This is a genomic window from Luteolibacter sp. Populi (assembly GCF_040801775.1).
Classification (GTDB): Bacteria; Verrucomicrobiota; Verrucomicrobiia; order Verrucomicrobiales; family Akkermansiaceae; genus Haloferula.
The window spans coordinates 3,445,297-3,461,629 of sequence record NZ_CP161812.1; the positions used below are offsets into that span (position 1 = coordinate 3,445,297).

The 16,333-nt window shown below is 64.8% G+C and carries 12 protein-coding genes; 7 read left to right on the plus strand and 5 right to left on the minus strand.

Features of this window, described 5'->3' with window-relative positions; all coding sequences use genetic code 11:
- Positions 1–230 precede the first annotated feature (230 nt).
- The 3 genes from ABWK72_RS14020 (at position 231) to sigJ (ending at position 2,278) form a co-directional block, all read left to right on the plus strand.
- A complete protein-coding gene (locus ABWK72_RS14020) occupies positions 231–905 on the plus strand; it encodes a GDSL-type esterase/lipase family protein (protein WP_367870195.1) in 675 nt (224 codons plus the stop codon).
- Positions 906–989: 84 nt separating this feature from the next.
- Positions 990–1,439 (plus strand): carboxymuconolactone decarboxylase family protein, encoded by a 450-nt coding sequence (locus ABWK72_RS14025; protein WP_367870196.1) that lies wholly within the window; start codon positions 990–992, stop codon positions 1,437–1,439.
- Positions 1,439–2,278 carry an RNA polymerase sigma factor SigJ gene (gene sigJ / locus ABWK72_RS14030; RefSeq protein WP_367870197.1) on the plus strand — a complete coding sequence of 280 codons (840 nt, stop codon included), beginning with the start codon at positions 1,439–1,441 and terminating at the stop codon, positions 2,276–2,278. Before ABWK72_RS14025 ends, sigJ begins: the two co-directional genes overlap by 1 nt.
- A gap of 217 nt (positions 2,279–2,495) precedes the next feature.
- Here sigJ and ABWK72_RS14035 read toward each other — a convergent pair whose 3' ends face one another.
- Together ABWK72_RS14035 and ABWK72_RS14040 are read right to left on the minus strand one after the other, a co-directional pair.
- Positions 2,496–7,502, minus strand: a complete 5,007-nt coding sequence (locus ABWK72_RS14035; RefSeq protein ID WP_367870198.1) for a beta strand repeat-containing protein — start codon at positions 7,500–7,502, stop codon at positions 2,496–2,498.
- Positions 7,503–7,767: 265 nt separating this feature from the next.
- On the minus strand, positions 7,768–9,840 hold the full coding sequence (locus ABWK72_RS14040; protein ID WP_367870199.1) for a prolyl oligopeptidase family protein: 2,073 nt from the start codon (positions 9,838–9,840) through the stop codon (positions 7,768–7,770).
- A gap of 187 nt (positions 9,841–10,027) precedes the next feature.
- Between ABWK72_RS14040 and ABWK72_RS14045 the strand changes: the two genes are divergently transcribed.
- The 3 genes from ABWK72_RS14045 to ABWK72_RS14055 are packed head-to-tail and all read left to right on the plus strand — an operon-like array spanning position 10,028 to position 13,480.
- Entirely contained in the window at positions 10,028–10,648 is a 621-nt protein-coding gene (locus tag ABWK72_RS14045; protein WP_367870200.1) for a hypothetical protein, read from the plus strand.
- A 15-nt stretch (positions 10,649–10,663) separates the two neighbouring features.
- Positions 10,664–11,188, plus strand: coding sequence for a HEAT repeat domain-containing protein (locus ABWK72_RS14050; protein WP_367870201.1), 525 nt, complete (start codon positions 10,664–10,666; stop codon positions 11,186–11,188).
- A gap of 54 nt (positions 11,189–11,242) precedes the next feature.
- A complete protein-coding gene (locus ABWK72_RS14055; protein ID WP_367870202.1) occupies positions 11,243–13,480 on the plus strand; it encodes an FdhF/YdeP family oxidoreductase in 2,238 nt (745 codons plus the stop codon).
- On the opposite strand, the gene fdhD is transcribed toward ABWK72_RS14055, so the two are convergent.
- Positions 13,464–14,234, minus strand: coding sequence for a formate dehydrogenase accessory sulfurtransferase FdhD (gene fdhD, locus ABWK72_RS14060; RefSeq protein ID WP_367870203.1), 771 nt, complete (start codon positions 14,232–14,234; stop codon positions 13,464–13,466). The two genes, ABWK72_RS14055 and fdhD, sit on opposite strands and share 17 nt — an antisense overlap.
- A 27-nt stretch (positions 14,235–14,261) precedes the next feature.
- Here fdhD and ABWK72_RS14065 point away from each other — a divergent pair, with 27 nt between their 5' ends.
- Positions 14,262–14,780: a tyrosine-protein phosphatase gene (locus tag ABWK72_RS14065; RefSeq protein ID WP_367870204.1), complete on the plus strand. Its 519-nt coding sequence runs from the start codon at positions 14,262–14,264 to the stop codon at positions 14,778–14,780.
- 218 nt (positions 14,781–14,998) lie between these two features.
- Here the strand turns inward: ABWK72_RS14065 and ABWK72_RS14070 are convergent, their stop codons facing one another.
- Positions 14,999–15,355 carry a lysozyme inhibitor LprI family protein gene (locus ABWK72_RS14070; protein ID WP_367870205.1) on the minus strand — a complete coding sequence of 119 codons (357 nt, stop codon included), beginning with the start codon at positions 15,353–15,355 and terminating at the stop codon, positions 14,999–15,001.
- A 42-nt stretch (positions 15,356–15,397) separates the two neighbouring features.
- The gene (locus ABWK72_RS14075) at positions 15,398–16,330 is read right to left on the minus strand and encodes an ABC transporter permease (protein ID WP_367870206.1); all 933 of its coding nucleotides are present in this window, start codon (positions 16,328–16,330) and stop codon (positions 15,398–15,400) included.
- Between the last annotated feature and the right edge of the window lie 3 nt (positions 16,331–16,333).

Genomic DNA, 16,333 nt, shown 5'->3' on the forward strand with positions numbered 1-16,333 from the left:
ACGGACGGCTCCGCCCCTGGGAACGCGGAGCCTCTGGCCCGCAGAACGGTCCTCAGATGCACTGGCACGACGGAACCGGTACCCAAAGCGCCGTCGCCTGGTTGCAGGCCCTTTCGTAATCGGCACGGCAAGGGCCCATTCTGCGGGGCAGTGCCTCCGCGCTCCCAGGCGCTAACGCGTTCGACCGGACACCTGAACGATACCCCCACCTCCCCCAGTATTAACGCGGCATGAAACGCCTTCTGCTCGCCCTCTTCCTCTCCTCCGTCACCTGGCTCCACGCCGCCCCCGATACCAAACAGGAGCGCTTCGCCAACGAAATCGCCGCCTTCGATGCCGCGGACGCCAAGTCGCCACCCGAAAAAGGCGGCATCGTCTTCACCGGCAGCTCCAGCATCCGCCTGCTGAACATCCCCGAGGTCTTCCCGGGGATCCAGGCCCTGAACCGCGGCTTCGGCGGCAGCCAGATCTCCGACGTGAACACGCATCTCGAGCGCTGCGTGCTGCGCTACGAGCCCGCGCTCGTCGTCTTCTACTGCGGCGGGAACGACCTCTGGGACAAGAAGACCCCCGAGCAGGTGGAGAAGGATTTCACCGAGTTCCGCACCCGCCTCTTCAAGCGGGTGCCCGAAGCGAAACTGATCGTCCTCGCCGTCCGCCCCAGCATCCAGCGCGTCTCCATCAAGGCCATCGAAGCCGACCTCAACGCCCGCTTCAAAAAGGCCGCGGAAGCCGACAAGCGCATCACCTACCTCGCCGATAGCTGCGACCGCTATCTCGACAAGGACGGCAAGCCGATCCCGGAACTCTTCGTCGCCGACGGCCTCCACATGAGCAAGGCCGGCTACGCGATCTGGAAGGACTTCCTGACGCCCTACCTGAAGGTGCCGGCCATGGCCCATTGAGATTCGGGAAAAAATTCCGCGGCGCGTGTCACGTTTCCCCGCCCGATCTCGTTGATGATGGTGCGCAGGATGCGCATCAACGACATGCAACCCCGAATCGATTATCAGAAAGCCGACGCCGCTTCGCTCCAAGCCATGCTCCAGTTGGAGAAGCACGTCACCACCAACGGCATCGAGCCCCGCCTGCGCGAGCTGATCAAGCTGCGCGCCTCCCAGATCAACGGCTGCGCCTACTGCGTGGACATGCACTCCCGCGACCTGCGCAAGGGTGGCGAAACCGAGCAGCGCCTCAACGTGCTCTGCGTCTGGCGCGAATCGCCCGCTTTCACGGAGAAGGAGCGCGCCGCACTGGCCTGGACCGAGGCCGTGACCCTGATCTCGCAGACCGGAGTTCCGGACGACGTGTATGAGGCATTCGCCCGCCATTTCACCGAGCAGGAGCAGGTCCAGCTCACCCTCCTGATCGGCACGATCAATGTTTGGAACCGACTCGCCATCTCCTTCCGCGCCATGCACCCTGTGGTGGCCGCCTGATGGAATCCGCCGCCGTATTCGAAGAACACCGCCCCTTCCTGCGCTCCCTCGCCTACCGCATGCTCGGGATCCTCGCGGATGCCGAGGACATCGTGCAGGAGGCGTGGCTGCGCTGGGTGGCGGTGCCGGCGGCGGAGATCGATGCCCCGCGGTCGTACCTCGCGAAAACGGTCACGCGGCTCTGCCTCGACCACCTGAAGTCGGCCCGGGTCCGGCGCGAGACCTACGTCGGCCCCTGGCTTCCCGAACCGGTGGCCGATGAGCCGGGAGAATCCCACGGCGACGATGTTTCCTATGCGATGCTGCACGCGATGGAACGGCTCACACCGCTGGAACGTGCCGCCTTCCTGCTGCACGACGTCTTCGGCGAATCCTTCGAGGAAATCGGCGATTTCCTCTCTCGCCCCGCGGCGACCTGCCGCCAGCTCGCCTCGCGCGCGCGGCGGCACCTGCGCGCGGAGGCCCCGCGCCACCCGGTCGATCCCGGGGAAGGCCGGCGGCTCGCGAACGCCTTCCTCCAAGCCGCCCGCGGCGGCGATCTGGCGGCGCTGAAGCGGCTGCTCTTGAACGATGCGGTGCTGGTCTCGGACGGTGGCGGCGTGGTCCGCGCCGCCCTGCGCCCGATCCTCGGCAACGACAAGATCGCGCGGATGTTCGAGAGCCTCATCCGCCGCAACCCGCCGGACGAGGTCCGGGAGGTGCGCTACAACGGGCTCGACGGCTTGCTCTACCTGACCGCGGGACGGGCCACGGACCTGCTGCTCTTCGAACCCCGGGACGGCGGCATCGGCAAGGTCTTCGCCATGCGGAATCCCGGGAAGATGGAGCGGATCCGATGAGGGGGGTGCCCCCCGGAACGGGACGCCCCCCATCCCCCGGAACGGGACCGGGGGTGGTGCCCCGAACGGCACGCCACCCGTAGCCCCGAACGGCACGCAAAGGTTATCCCCTTAAGGGTACCCCCATAAGGTACTCCCCTGAAGGTGCGGCAGCTTCACAAAAAAGCCCCGGCCCCCGCGAAGGGAACCGGGACTTTCCAAGGAGCTGTGGCGGCGGTCAGTTCGTAGCCTTCAGGCGGGCGAAGATCTTCACCTCGCCATTGCGCGGAATGGTCACCGTCACGTCGTCATCGGCGGCACCGTTTTCGGCGATGCTGACATTGCCGGCCGGGGCGGGGTTCACCGCGATGTCGTTCCAGATGACGAAGTCGGTGGTCCACTGCACGGTCTGGATGGTATCGACCTCCGAGTCATCGCTGCGCTTGAAGGTGAAGACCACGTTCGTGCCGACGATCTGCTGGGTCGGCAGGAGCGCGCTGCTGTTCAGGGTCGGATCCCCGCCCAGGATGTATTCCAGCACGTTGGCGATTCCATCCTTGTCCGAATCGCCGTCCGCGGTGGTGTCGACCAGACCGGGATACCCGGCGAGCCATTCGGTGTAGCCGGTGGCGACGGCGAGCAGGATGAACTTGCCGGTCTCGTCATACTGCACGCTGTAGCCCGCTGGCAGCCCGGTCACGGTGGCGAAGGTGCCGGTGCGGGTTCCCGTCCAACTGCCGATGATGTAACTGTCCTCGGTGACTCCCGCGCCGACCTGGGTCAGGTTGAGGGTGGCACCGGCCAGGTTGATGTTACCGGTGGCTTCCAGGACGCTGGCGTTGGCGCCGTCGACCGTCGCGGCGTAGTTGCCGGTCAAGGTCAGGGCTCCGGTGCGCAGGAACGAGGTCGCGCTTGCCGGTGCCAGGGTTCCCGCCGCGGTCACGGCACCGCTGGCGGTGCCATTGCCGGTCACGGTGGCTCCCGCGGCCACGCTGACCGCGCCGGTGCCGGTGGCGCTGCCCACGGCTCCGTTGGTGAGCAGGAGCGTGCCGGCGCTGACCGTGGTTCCAGCCGTGTAGCTGTTCGCTGCGGTCAGCTCCAGCGTGCCGGCACCGGTCTTGGTGAGCGCACCGGTGTTGCTATCGCTGTTCTCGACTTCCGCGGTGATCACCAGGTCGGAAGCGGAGCTGGCCGTGACGTCCGCGATCACGAAGGGCCGGTTGCCGGCCAGGGCCAGGCCTTGGTTGGTCGTGGCGGCCTCCGATTGGATCGTGGACGGCGCGCCACCGCCCACGGTCAGCGTGCCGTTCAACTGGACCGACTCGCTGTTGTAGGCCGTGCCGGTGTTGGTTTCCGAATAGATGAAGTCCACGGTGCCGCCGTTCAGCGTCAGATTATTGACGTGGGCGTGGCTGCCGATCGCGGCGGTGGTCGACGGGCTGGTGCCGGTCACGAAGCGCAGCGTGCCGCCGTTCACCGTCGGGTTGACCGAGTTCGCACCGTTCGGCAGGGCGTTCACGCCGCGCACCTCGAGGGTGCCGCCGGTGTTGACGGTGATCAGGCCGCCGTTGACCTGGCGGTTCGAGCCGCCATTGGCATCGAAGGTCAGCGTGCCGCCGTTGACGGTGGTGCCGCCGGTGTAGGGCATTGCCATGGTGACCGTCATCGGCCCGTTCCCGTTCTTCACGAGCGAAGCGCCGCCACCGACACTGCCCGCACCCGTGAAGGTATAGGGCACCGCCAACGTGTTATCGACGGTGACGCTGGCCGGAGTGATCGCCGTGGCGACGGCCACCGCCGCATTGGCGGCTCCTGCCGCGTCGTTGAAGGTGACGGTATCGCCTTGGAAATAGGCACTCGCGGCGGGTGTCGTGTCGGTCCAGTTGGTGGTGCCGCCGACGGCCCATACCAAGCCACCGGTGCCGGTCCAGGTCAGCGCCTTCGCGCCGAGGTCGACCGTGGCCGAAGTCACGCCGACATTGATGATTGCCTGGCGGTAATTGGCCGGAGTGGCGATGGCGAGGTTCGCCGCGGTGCCGGTGATGGAGCCGTAGTTGAGGAGCGTCACGATGCCTCCCGGGGTCAGGCCCGGGGCGGGCGTGATGGTCGCCGTGGTGACACCGCCGAGGGTGACACCGCCGGTCACCGTCAGCGCGCCGGGGAGGCCGAGGTTCACGCCGAGATTGGTCGCCGCGCCGGTGAAGTTCACCGAACCGGCGATGCTCCCGTTGCCCGCCAAGGTCGAGCCGTTGTTCACGGTGACGGTCGTACTGCCGAGGCTGCCGCGGAGCGTGATGGTGGCCGTCTGGCCGGCAGTGGTGCCGCCGATCGCGGTGGTGCCGGTGTAGGTGCTGTTGCCCGTCAGCGTGATGTTGGTGGCCACGCTGGTGCCGCCGAACTCCAGGTTCCGCGGGCCGCCGGTCTCCCCGATGCTACCGGAGAGGGTGGTGCTGCCGCTGTGGCTGGTGATCCGGCTGTTCCCCGCGAGGGTGATCGGTCCGGAAAGCGTGCCGCCTTGGGCGCGGATCGCGCCGAGCTGCCCGCCCGCTTCGCCCCAGCCGTTGCCCGAGATGGTCATCGGGTTGGGAATGATCCCGGCGGTGACGAAGATCTGGCCGTTGGTGCCGGTCGTCAGCATCGAGGCGGTCCCGGTGTCATTGGTGTTATCGAGGGTGAGGCGGGCATTAGTCGCGGAAATGGTGCCGCTGAAGCCGCTGTTATTGCCGCTGAGGCTGTAGCTGGACTGGCCGTTGGTGGTGCCGTTGTTGGTGCCATTGAAGACCAGCGCGCCGGGGCCGCTGAGGGCGTTGGCGATCGCCGGGACGGCGGTATCGCTGCGGTTGAAGCCGAGGGTGGCACCACTGGCGATCGTCACCGGGCCGGAGCCCAAGGTGCCGGCGGTAGTGCCGATGCCGACCTGGAGGGTCCCTTCCGAGATCGTGCCCGCGCCGGTGATGTTGGTGGCACCGCTCAGGGTGACAGTGCCGACGGTGGTCTTGGTGAAGGTGCCCGCGCCGGTAATCACACCGGAAATGGTCCCGCTCTGGAGGTTGGAGCTACCGGTGACGGGGATCGTGCCGCTTGTCAGGGTGGAGCCGCCGGTCAGGGCGAAGCCGGTCTGCGCCGGCAAGGTTTTGCCACCCAGATTCAAGGTGCCGCCGCCCACGGAGACGACACCGCCCGCGCTGGCGAAGTCGAGATTGCCGCCCAAAGTCAGTGTGCCGGTTCCGGTCTTGGTCAACGACCCTCCGCCTGCAAGCTGGCCCAGGCCCGCAGCGGTGGCGGTGAGGGTGTAGTCATTGCCGGTGCTGTTGTTCACCGTGATCGCGGCGGGTGCCACGGTGCCGGCGACGTTGACAGTCTTGGCGACGCCTGCGGCCACCGTGTCATTGAAGGTGACGGCGTTGAAGGCCTTGAAGACATCGTTGCCGACGCCATCGCTGAAGTTGGCGGTGGCATTCGTATCCCAGGTGCCGACGGCGGCTCCGGCGGCGGAGGCGTTGTTCCAAGTCAGGCTGCTGCCGGTGCCGGTGACCGTGAACTGGAGCTTGTTGCCATTGACTGCGGTGGTGCCGGTGACGCGGGTCGGCCCGTAGGCGCTATTGGGCGCGGCCACGACGCTGCCGGTGCCGGTGATGCTGCCCGCGGTGATCAGATCGTAGACGCCATTGACGGTCGCGCTTGTGATGATCGGTGCCACGGAGATTGTCCCGCCATCGGCGAGATTGAGCGCGCCGGCCACGGTGGTGGTTCCGCCGGCAACTGCGGGCAGAACCAGGGTCGAGCCGTTCGTCGCGGTCAGGGAGGGCAGGGTCTTGCCAGCCGCATCGACGCGGAGGGTGCCGGTGGCATTCACGACCACCGGGGTCGTCGCCATGGTGCCGAACGTGCCGAGGGCCAGGGTCCCGGCATTGACGGTGGTCGTGCCGTCATAGGCGTTTGCAGGCCCATTGATCAACAGGGTCCCGAGGCCCGCCTTGGTAATCCCGACACCCGTGCCACCGGAGCCGATAATCATGTTCGCATTGATCGCCAGATCGTTGAAGGCGTTGCCGTCCGCGGTGTTGATCGCGACCACGTTGCCCGCGTTGCCATCACGCATCAAAATGCCGCCGTTGATGGACGCCGGGCCCGCCGCGGGATTGGTATTGACGGAAGTTCCGCCGCCGAAGGTGAAGCGGCCGGTGCCGGTAGCCTGGAGTGTTCCGCCGGTGAAGTTGTAGGTGATTCCCCAGCCGTTGTCGCCGTTCGCGGTGTGGCTCACGGTGGCACCGACGATGTTGAAGGTATCCACCTTCTGACCGCCGAAGTAGCCGAGGGCATTGGTGAAGCCGAGGGTGGCCGAGCCGGGTGAATTGACGGTGAGGGTGCCGCGGATGACGCCGGTGCCGCCCTTGTCAGTGGCGATGACGTTGCCGAGCTGGAGTTGGCCCGAGTTCACCGTGGTGCCGCCGCCGTAGGTATTGGAATTCGTGAGGATCACGGTGGAATCCGCATTCCCTCCCCCATCGGCCGCGCGGGCAACCGTCACCGCGCCGGTTCCCGACAGGATCCCGGTCAAGGTCAGGTTCTTGGTGGCGTACTTGGCGCGCAGGGTGGCGCCGCCGGCTCCGACCGTCATCGCGCCGGAGAGCGTGTGGTTACCGTCTTCGTTGAGGATGTTGCCGCCATCGATCGACAACGGGTTGGTGATCGTGAAGGCGGTACTGTTCTGAATCCAGAGCTTCAGAGTGCCGCCGCTATTCACCGCCACCGTCCCGGTGCCCAAGGCGTTGACCGTACTCGTATTCGCGCCGGTTCCGCCGGTGCCAATCGCAAGGGTGCCGGCAGTGATCGTGGTGCCGCCGCTGAAGGTATTGTTCGAGGTGTTCGAAAACGTGAGCGTGCCGGTGCCGTTCTTGGTGAGCGTGCCGCCGGTGCCGCCGAGGACTCCAGCCCCGGTCAGCGACCAGTTGCCATTGTTGTTCACCGTGGTCGAAGCCGGAGCCACGACGCCGACCAGCGAAACCGCTTCGCCGGTGGTCGCGTCGAAGATCGCGGCATTGGCATCCGCCCAAGGCGAGAGGACGGTATTGGCGTCGATGTACCAGTTGGTATCCGTGCCGACGGTGCTCCAGTTGTTGGTGGTGCCCGGGAGGGTCGTTTGCCAAGTGTAGTTGGCAGCGAGAAGAGTAGCAGGGGAGGTCAGGACGACGCTAGCCGCCGCCAAGGCACCCAAGCGGGTGCGGGTCGAAGGGTTATTCATGGGTTCTGGGGTTTTGCGCTCGCGGGTTCTCAAGCGCAGGAAACACCTTACATTATAGGCCGTTTATTCCAGTATAAAATGACTTCAGTGCCGAAAATGAGGAATTCGGCCCATAATTCGTAAATACCCAAGCCCCTGACTAACAAAGTCTCGCCCCTTCGCAGCCTGTGAATCCGATCCCGTCAGCGCGCAAAATTATAGCCACCCATCCGAGGATGGAGTGGCTATTCAGGATATCGCGGTGGCCGTATTCCCCTGCCTGTCTTTATTTCAAGTTTGCCTCGAGGAATGACCATTCCTCCGCCGTGCGGTCGATCATCTTGGACAGGGCCGTGCCCGCACCGTGACCGGCACTGGTATCGATGCGGATCAGGACCGGAGGGCCGTCCTTCGCCTGGCACTCCTGCAGGCGCGCGGCAAACTTGAAGCTGTGCGCCGGGACCACGCGGTCGTCGTGATCGGCTGTGGTCACCAGGGTGGCGGGATAGCGCGTGCCGGGCTTCAGCACGTGGTACGGTGAATATCGTAGCAGGGCCTTGAACTCCTCCGGATTCTCCGCGCTGCCGTAGTCGCTCTCCCAACCCCAACCGATGGTGAACTTGTGGAAGCGCAGCATGTCCATGACACCGACCGCGGGCAGCGCAGCGCCGAAGAGATCCGGCCGCTGGGTCATGCAGGCGCCGACGAGCAAACCGCCATTGCTGCCGCCCTGGATTCCGAGGCGGGAGGAGACGGTGTACTTCTCCTTCACCAGCCATTCGCCGGCGGCGATGAAGTCGTCGAAGACGTTCTGCTTGCGGAGGCGGGTGCCGGCGAGGTGCCACTCGCTGCCGTATTCGCCGCCACCCCGGAGGTTCGCCACGGCGAGAATCCCGCCGCGCTCCAGCCACACCGCGCGGCCGACCGAGAAGCCCGGGCTGAGGCTGATATTGAAACCACCGTAGCCGTAGAGCAGGGTCCGATGGCTGCCGTCCAGCTTGATGCCCTTCTTGTGGGTGATGAAGACCGGGATTTTGGTGCCGTCCTTGCTGGGGACGAAGACCTGCTTGGTCTCGTAGGCGCTGCCGTCGAAGCCGACCTTCGGGCGGTTCCACAGCTTGCTTTCGCCGGTGCCGAGGTTGTAACGGAAGATCGCGCCGGGATCGGTGAAGCTGGTGAAGGAGTAGAAGGTTTCCTTGTCGCCCTTGCGCCCTTGAAAGCCGCCGGCATTGCCGATTCCGGGCAGCTCGACGTCGCGCACTTTGGTGCCGTCGAAGCCATACATGCTGACGGCGCTTTTGGCATCGCGCAGGTACTCGCAGAACAGCTTGCCGCCGACACTGGTGATGCCTTGCAGCAAGTCCTTGGCCTGCGGGATGACTTCCTTCCACGCCTCCTTGGAGGGCTTCTTCACATCGATGGCGATCACGCGGTGGCGCGGCGCATTCAGATCGGTGCGGAAGAGGAAGGTGTCGCCGTCGTTATCGATGAAGTCGTAATTCGCGTCGGCCCCATTCAACAATTCGACCACGACCGAATCCGGCTTCGACAGGTCCTTGTAGAAGATCCGGTTGTTGGGATCGGTGCCGTCGGCGACGTGGATGATCAGGAATTTGCCATCCTCGGTGAGGCCGCCGCCGAAGGCCCAGCGCGGCTGGTCCTTGCGCTCGTAGATCAGCTTGTCCTCGGTCTGCGGGGTGCCGATCTTGTGGAAGAAGAGCTTCTGGAATTCGTTTTTCTGGGTGAGCGCCGCGCCGGCCGCGGGCTCATCGTAGCGGCTGTAGTAGAAGCCGCTGCCGTCCTTGGTCCAGGCGATGCCGCTGAACTTGACCCACTTGAGGTGATCGCCGGTGTCCTTGCCGGTGGCGACGTCGCGGACGAGGATCTCGTTCCAATCGCTGCCGCCGCGGGAGATCGAGTAGCCTAACAGCTTGCCATCCTCGCTCGGCTCGAAACCTGCCAGCGCCACCGTGCCGTCGGCCGAGAGCTGGTTGGGATCGAGCAGCACCCGGGCTTCGCCATCGAGGGTCTCGGAGACCTTGAGGACGGACTGGTTTTGCAGGCCGGTATTGTGGGTGAAGAACCAGCGTCCGCCGAAATCCTTCGGCGAGCCGGTACGCTCGAAATTCCACAGGTCGGCGAGCCGCTTGCGGATCTCCTCGCGCTGCGGGATGGTGGTCAGGAAATCCTCCGTCACGCGGTTTTGCGCGATGACCCAAGCCTTGGTCTCGTCGGAATTGTCGTCTTCCAGCCAGCGGTAGGGATCGGCGACCTGGGTGCCGTGCAACTCTTCCACCACCTCGGTCTTGCGTGTCTGCGGGTAATCCATCGCAGCGGCCAGAGACAGCGACGGAATCATAAAACTAAGGAGGGAGGGAATATTGGCGTTCATTCGATTGCTTTCGATTTGCCGTGAAAGCGGTGCCGATGCGAACTTTTTTGCCAGATTTCCCCGGTTTTGCTGCCGTGATCATTTACCCGCGGAAGACGTGAGTTGCGCGATGCACGGCACCATGATCTGTTTGAAATGGCCTAAAACCACTGTTATGAAATCCAAATCCCTCCCGCTTCCCCTGCTGCTCGCCGCAGCCCTGTTCCCGGCACTGCCGGTCCAAGCCACGGTCCCCTCGCCGCTGGTCCTGAATTTCACCTTCTTCATCCAAGCTTCGGAAGTGACCGAGGGTAACCTCTTCAAGGGCGAGGTCGAAGCGGTGCGCCTGAACTCGAAGGATCTGCTGGCCCTGCTGGCGACGCAGACCGTCCAGACCTTCCCGAAGGGGGCGCGCATTGTGGTCGATCCCGACGGCGATGTTTACGTAACCGACAAGAACGGTGTCTTGATCGTGGACGTCAGCGCCTTTGCCTTCGCGGACTTCGGCGGCGACCTCTTCAACGGGGTCTACAACACCGTGACCGAACAGGAGAAGAGCAAGATCTACATCGCCTTCGGTCTGGAACTCAATCTCCCGGTCGAGGGACTTGTCCTCAACATGACCGGGCTGGCCAAAGAGAACTTCAGCGCCAGCAAGCCCAACAACCAAGGCACCCAGACCCTCAAGGGCAAGATCGCCTGCACGGTGACCGGCCGCGGGACCTTGGAAAGCAGCCTGATTCTAGGCGAAGGAAAGATCGACCTCACGGGCAAAGAGGTCGAAACGGACCTCTGACCCGATCTGCCGCCGATGATTTCATCCCGCAAATCGCTCGCGGCGGGCGTCCTGCTGTTGCTCGCGGCCTTGCTGCTGCCATGGGGCATCCAGCGCTTCTCCTCCACCCCCCGGGAGGAGAGTGGCGCTGCCCCGGCCGTGGGTCGTGCTGCGAGCATCAGGCCGCCGACAAAGCTCCTCGCCGTGGATCCGGGCCTGCCCGCCCCCCAACTCAGCCCGCATCCCACGGGATCGGCCGAGCACCGGGCATGGCTCAGAGACCGCGGCGAGGCTCTCCTCGACCTCTCTTGGAACGACGATGTGGAATCTCTCAACGGGATCCTCGCCGAGCTTTCCAATCCCGACCCGGAAGTCCGAGCCTCCGCCCTGGCGGCCACGCTCAACTTCGGCAGCCGGGACGCCATCCCGCGCTTGCAGGCGGTGGCTCTGGCGACGGAAGACCCGCTGGAACGGAAGAATCTCCAGGATGCCGCGGAGCATCTGAAGCTGCCCTCTCTCACGGAAGTGCTGGCGAAGAGAAAGCAGGCGACCGGCAAATAGGACATCCTCCTGAAGCGGCGTTGCGCCGGGTCTTCCATCCGCTAGATTCTGCGGATGGAGGAAGAGGAACAGGGTCGTTTCAAAGAGCCGAAGACCGGTGCCGCGGGGCTGCCGGCGGTGGCGGCCTCGCTCAAGCATGTCTTTGGCAAGAACGGGGTGGCACGCGGAACGAAGGCCCTCCTCGACCTGAATCAATTCGGTGGATTCGACTGCCCGAGCTGTGCCTGGCCCGACCCCGACGGCCACCGGTCGATCGCCGAATTCTGTGAGAACGGAGCGAAGGCGGTCGCTTCCGAGGCGATGAAGAAGACGATCGGCCGGGAGTTCTTCGCGGCGCATCCGGTGGCGGACCTGATGGCTCAGACGGATGCCTGGCACGACCTGCAGGGTCGCTTGGCGGAGCCGATGATTTTGCACGAGGGGGCGACGCACTACGAGCCGGTAAGCTGGGACACGGCCTTCGCGATTCTTGCGGAGGAGCTCATCAAGCTGCCTTCGCCGGACGAGGCGGTCTTCTACACTTCCGGCCGGGCGAGCAACGAGGCTGCTTTTCTCTATCAGCTCTTCGTTCGTGCCTACGGGACCAACAACCTGCCGGATTGCTCGAACATGTGCCATGAATCGAGCGGCCTGGCGATGAAGGATGCCATCGGCGTGGGCAAGGGCACCGTGACGATGGATGACTTCCTGGAGGCGGAGGTGATCCTCTGCGTCGGCCAGAATCCCGGCACGAATCATCCGCGGATGCTGACCACGCTGGAGCAGGCGGTGAAGAAAGGGGTGAAGCTGGTGGCGATCAATCCGCTGCGCGAGGCGGGGCTGCTGGGTTTCTCGCATCCGCAGCATGTGACCGGGTTGTTAGGGAGGGCGACGGCGCTGGCCTCGACTTACCTGCAGGTGAAGGTGAATGGAGATCTGGCGCTTTTCCGCGGGCTGGCGAAGGCGCTGATCGCGGCGGGGTGGCAAGCCGATGGGTTTGTCCGGGAGCAGACCGCCTTCTACGAGGAATATCGTAGCTTGGTGGAGGCCACGGGGTGGCTGGAGATTGAAGAGATGTCCGGAATTTCGCGGGAGGAGATCGAGAGGCTTGCGAAGTTGATCGGCGGCGGGAAACAGAGGCTGATCACGTGTTGGGCGATGGGCCTGACGCAGCACCGCAATGCCGTGGCCACCATCCGTGAGATCGCGAACCTGCATCTGCTGCTGGGGGCGGTCGGACGGGAGGGCGCGGGCCTGTGTCCGGTGCGGGGCCACAGCAACGTGCAGGGTGACCGGACGGTCGGGATTTTCGAGAAGATGCCGGAGAGCTTTCTCGCGGCGCTGGAGAAGCAGGCCGGGATCCGCGTGCCGCGGCATCATGGCTTCGATACGGTGAAGGCGATCCTGGCGATGGACGAGGGCCGGGCGAAGGTCTTCTTTGCGCTCGGCGGGAACTTCGCCCAAGCGACGCCGGACAGCGGCTTCACCGCGGAAGCACTGCGCAAGTGCCGGCTGACCTGCCATGTCTCGACCAAGCTGAACCGCAGCCACCTGATCCATGGCAAGCGGGCGCTGATCTTGCCCTGCCTGGGCCGCAGCGAGCGCGACCAAGGACGCTTCGTCACGACCGAGAATTCGATGGCCGTGGTCCAATCGTCCGAAGGCAAGCTGGCTCCGGCGTCGGCTGAGCTTCTGAGCGAGACCGACATCGTGGCGCGGCTTGCGGAAACGACGCTGGGTGACGTGGGGCAGATCCGCTGGCGCTGGCTGGCGGAGGACTACGACCGGATCCGCGATTGGATCGAAGCGGTGGTGCCCGGATTCGAACGCTACAACGAACGGGTGCGGGAGCAGGGTGGCTTCTATCTGCCCAATGCGGCGAAGGATCGGGTGTGGAATACACCGAACCATCGGGCGAATTTCTCGGTGGCAGCGCTGGATGCATTTCAGGCCCGGGCCGGGCGCTTCGTGCTACAGACGCTGCGCAGCCATGATCAATTCAACACGACGGTCTATGGCTTGAACGATCGCTACCGCGGGATCTCCGGCATGCGAGATATCGTGTTCTTGAATCCGGAGGATCTCGCCGGCCTCGGCATCAAGCCGGGCGAGCGGATCGACGTGACCAGTCACTGGAGCGATGGCGAGCGGCACCTGCGTGGCTTCCGCGCGATCCCCTATGAGATGCCCCGCGGCCTGGCGGCGGCCTACTTCCCGGAGGCGAACGTGCTCGTGCCGGTGGGGCATGTGGCGGAGGGCAGCAACACGCCGGCGAGCAAGAGCATCGAGGTGAGCCTTACGCGATCCGTTTGAGTCCGGCGTAGATCTTGAAGCCGGGGGGCCTGAGGAAGGCGACAAGGGTCTGGTTCGCCTGCTTCGCGAACTCGATCGCAAGGGACGAGGGCGCCGAGATCGCGGCCACCAGCGGGATGCCGCCGGCGAGGGCCTTCTGCATGATCTCGAAGGACACGCGGCCCGAGACCAGCAGGAAGCAGTTGGTCAGATCGAAGCCCGCCTGCATCGACCAGCCGAGCACCTTGTCCACGGCATTGTGGCGGCCGATGTCCTCGCGTACGACGTGCATCGTACCATCCGCGCCGAAGATTCCCGCGGCGTGGAGGCCACCGGTGCGGGCGAAGACCGATTGCGCTTCGGCAAGCATCTGCGGGGCACGAAGCAATGAGTCCTTCGGGAGAGTCACGCCATCCGGGAGGGCGGGCAGATCTTGAGTTACTGCATTGATGGTCGCTTTCCCGCAGAGGCCGCAGGAGGAGGCGCTGAAGACGTGGCGGGTGAGCTTGTCAAAGTCGACCGCGCTGCCCTCCACCAGGAAGACGAGCGCGTGATTGTCGCGAGAATCGGTGGCGATGTGACTGACTTGATCGAGCGAGGAGATGACGCCTTCGGTCCGCAGGAAGCCGAGGGCCAGTTCCGCGTCGTGCCCCGGAGTGCGCATCGTCACGGCGACGGAGCGGCCATCGACGACGATTTGCAGCGGCTCCTCGATCACCACCTGGTCCGGCGCTTCCTGACCGGCTGCACTGATCGTCATGACTTGCTTGTCCATCACCGCCTGTTCGGTAATCTCGCAATCGTGAATCGGAAAGCCCCGTTTGTCCTTCTAGTCTCCGCATTGCTCGCCGCCTGCTCCGGGCCGGCGAACCTGCATCGCGTGGATGTGAAGGTTTGGCGCTCTTCCCAGCCGCAGAAGTATCAATTCGAGGCACTGGCCAAGGACCACGGGATCGGCGAGGTGCTGTGCTTGCGGCGCTGGCATTCGGATGACGAGAAGGGGAAGAATCTCGAGCTTCACCACGTGCGGATGAATGCCGGGTCGGTCCGCAACGAGGAGATCGTGGAAGCGCTGCGCGTGCTGGTCTCGGCGGAGAAGCCGGTGCTGGTGCACTGCCTGCACGGCTCGGATCGCACCGGTGCGGTGGTGGCGATGTACCGGATGGTCGTGCAGCGCTGGACCCGCGAGAAGGCGATCGCGGAGTTCAGCGATCCGCAGTACGGGCACCACGCGGAATGGTTCCCGAACATCCGGCAGTATCTTGAGACCGTGGATGTGGAGGAGATCCGGCGGAGGGTTTTTGAGGGAGCGGAGGGTTGAGGTGCCAAGGCCCGGGACCGCGGAGGTTCTGCCCCGCAGAAGTAGCCGGAGCAGCGCTACACGTCGCGCGATGCTGGTGGAGAGCGCCGTCGCGCGGCTGCCTGCCTTTGCGTGTCGCGGGCAGGAAGGGACCGTTCTGCGGGCCAGGTGGCTCCGCGCTCCCAGGGGAAGAGCCGTCCGTAATGCATCACGGGAAGGTGGGTAAGGGGCAAAGCGGACTACTTCTCATTCTCCTCGATCAGATACTCCCGGAGGGCTTTCACCCGCGCCTTGGTCAAGCTGCCGCGGGTGCCCTCGTAGATCAGCGGCCACATGCTGCCGCCGCGGGCTTCCGCATCCGCGTGGAACTCGGCATCGGCATCGCGATAGGCTACCCAGGCGCGCTGCGACTTCTTGAGCTTCTCCTTCGCGCCATCGTCGAGGACCGCGATGACCTTCGTGTAGACCTCGTTCAGCTCCTTGTCGGCCTTCGTGAATTCGGCGGCGGCTTCGGCATTCATCTGGTGCTGGTTTTGCCCCGGGGCAACTGAAGCGCCGGCCATCATCATGCAGGCGAAGAGAGGGAGAAACTTCATTCCCCGATCATGCGACCGGAGGCAGGGAGGACAAGACTTCCTTCATGCCTCGCGTTGTCGCAAGCGGTCGATGATCACGGCCACCACGATGATCGCGCCGGTGATGATCTCGGTCCACGGGGTGGGGATGCCGTTCAGGTTGCAGCCCATCCGGATGGTGGTCATCAGCAGGGCACCGATCAAGGTGCCGAGCACGGTGCCTTCGCCGCCGGACAGGCTGGCACCGCCGATTACCACCGAGGCGATCACGTCGAGTTCCATCCCCAGCGCGGTCGTCGGATCGCCTTGCGAGGGCTTGGCCATGATCATCATGCCGGAGAGTCCGGTGAGCGCGCCGCCGATGGTGTAGACCAACAGCTTGGTGCGCGGGACATTGACCCCGCAGAGCGTCGCGGTCTGCTCGTTCGAGCCGATCGCGAAAACGTGCCGCCCGAAGCGCGTGTAGCGCAGGACCAGCGCGAAGATGATTACGAGCGCGATCATCAGCCACACGCCGTGGGGAATTCCACTGCCGCCCATCCAGGGTTTGTAAGCAGTGACGTCGAAGGGCAGGTTCACCGGCGTGCCCTTGCTATAGACCTTCCCCGCGCCGCGGAAGATCTGCATGGTGCCGAGCGTGACAATGAAGGGCATCAGCTTGAGCCCGGTGGAGAGCCCGCCATTGATCAGACCGCAGAAGCCTCCGAAGGCGATGGTGCAAAGGAATACCAGTGGCGGGGCGACTCCCTTCGTCACCAGGGTCGCTCCCACCACGCTGCAGAGCGCGATCACCGAGCCGACCGAGAGATCGATGCCGCCGGAGATGATGATGAGCGTCATGCCGATGGCGGCGATCCCGACGATGACGGTTTGAGTCAGGATATCCCGCAGCACCTCGCTGCTGAACATCGCGGGGTTCAGCGCGCCAAAAGTGCCGTAGATCACCAGCAGCGCGATGAAGGGGCCGAGGATCGTGAAGAGGGATTTCAGGCTCATGGG

What these genes read in the sequence shown, in the direction of transcription:
- ABWK72_RS14020 (WP_367870195.1), top strand. Translation starts at nt 231, where the DNA reads ATGAAACGCCTTCTGCTCGCCCTCTTCCTCTCCTCCGTCACCTGGCTC.
- ABWK72_RS14025 (WP_367870196.1), top strand. Translation starts at nt 990, where the DNA reads ATGCAACCCCGAATCGATTATCAGAAAGCCGACGCCGCTTCGCTCCAA.
- sigJ (WP_367870197.1), top strand. Translation starts at nt 1,439, where the DNA reads ATGGAATCCGCCGCCGTATTCGAAGAACACCGCCCCTTCCTGCGCTCC.
- ABWK72_RS14035 (WP_367870198.1), bottom strand. Translation starts at nt 7,502, where the DNA reads ATGAATAACCCTTCGACCCGCACCCGCTTGGGTGCCTTGGCGGCGGCT.
- ABWK72_RS14040 (WP_367870199.1), bottom strand. Translation starts at nt 9,840, where the DNA reads ATGATTCCGTCGCTGTCTCTGGCCGCTGCGATGGATTACCCGCAGACA.
- ABWK72_RS14045 (WP_367870200.1), top strand. Translation starts at nt 10,028, where the DNA reads ATGAAATCCAAATCCCTCCCGCTTCCCCTGCTGCTCGCCGCAGCCCTG.
- ABWK72_RS14050 (WP_367870201.1), top strand. Translation starts at nt 10,664, where the DNA reads ATGATTTCATCCCGCAAATCGCTCGCGGCGGGCGTCCTGCTGTTGCTC.
- ABWK72_RS14055 (WP_367870202.1), top strand. Translation starts at nt 11,243, where the DNA reads ATGGAGGAAGAGGAACAGGGTCGTTTCAAAGAGCCGAAGACCGGTGCC.
- fdhD (WP_367870203.1), bottom strand. Translation starts at nt 14,234, where the DNA reads ATGGACAAGCAAGTCATGACGATCAGTGCAGCCGGTCAGGAAGCGCCG.
- ABWK72_RS14070 (WP_367870205.1), bottom strand. Translation starts at nt 15,355, where the DNA reads ATGAAGTTTCTCCCTCTCTTCGCCTGCATGATGATGGCCGGCGCTTCA.
- ABWK72_RS14075 (WP_367870206.1), bottom strand. Translation starts at nt 16,330, where the DNA reads ATGAGCCTGAAATCCCTCTTCACGATCCTCGGCCCCTTCATCGCGCTG.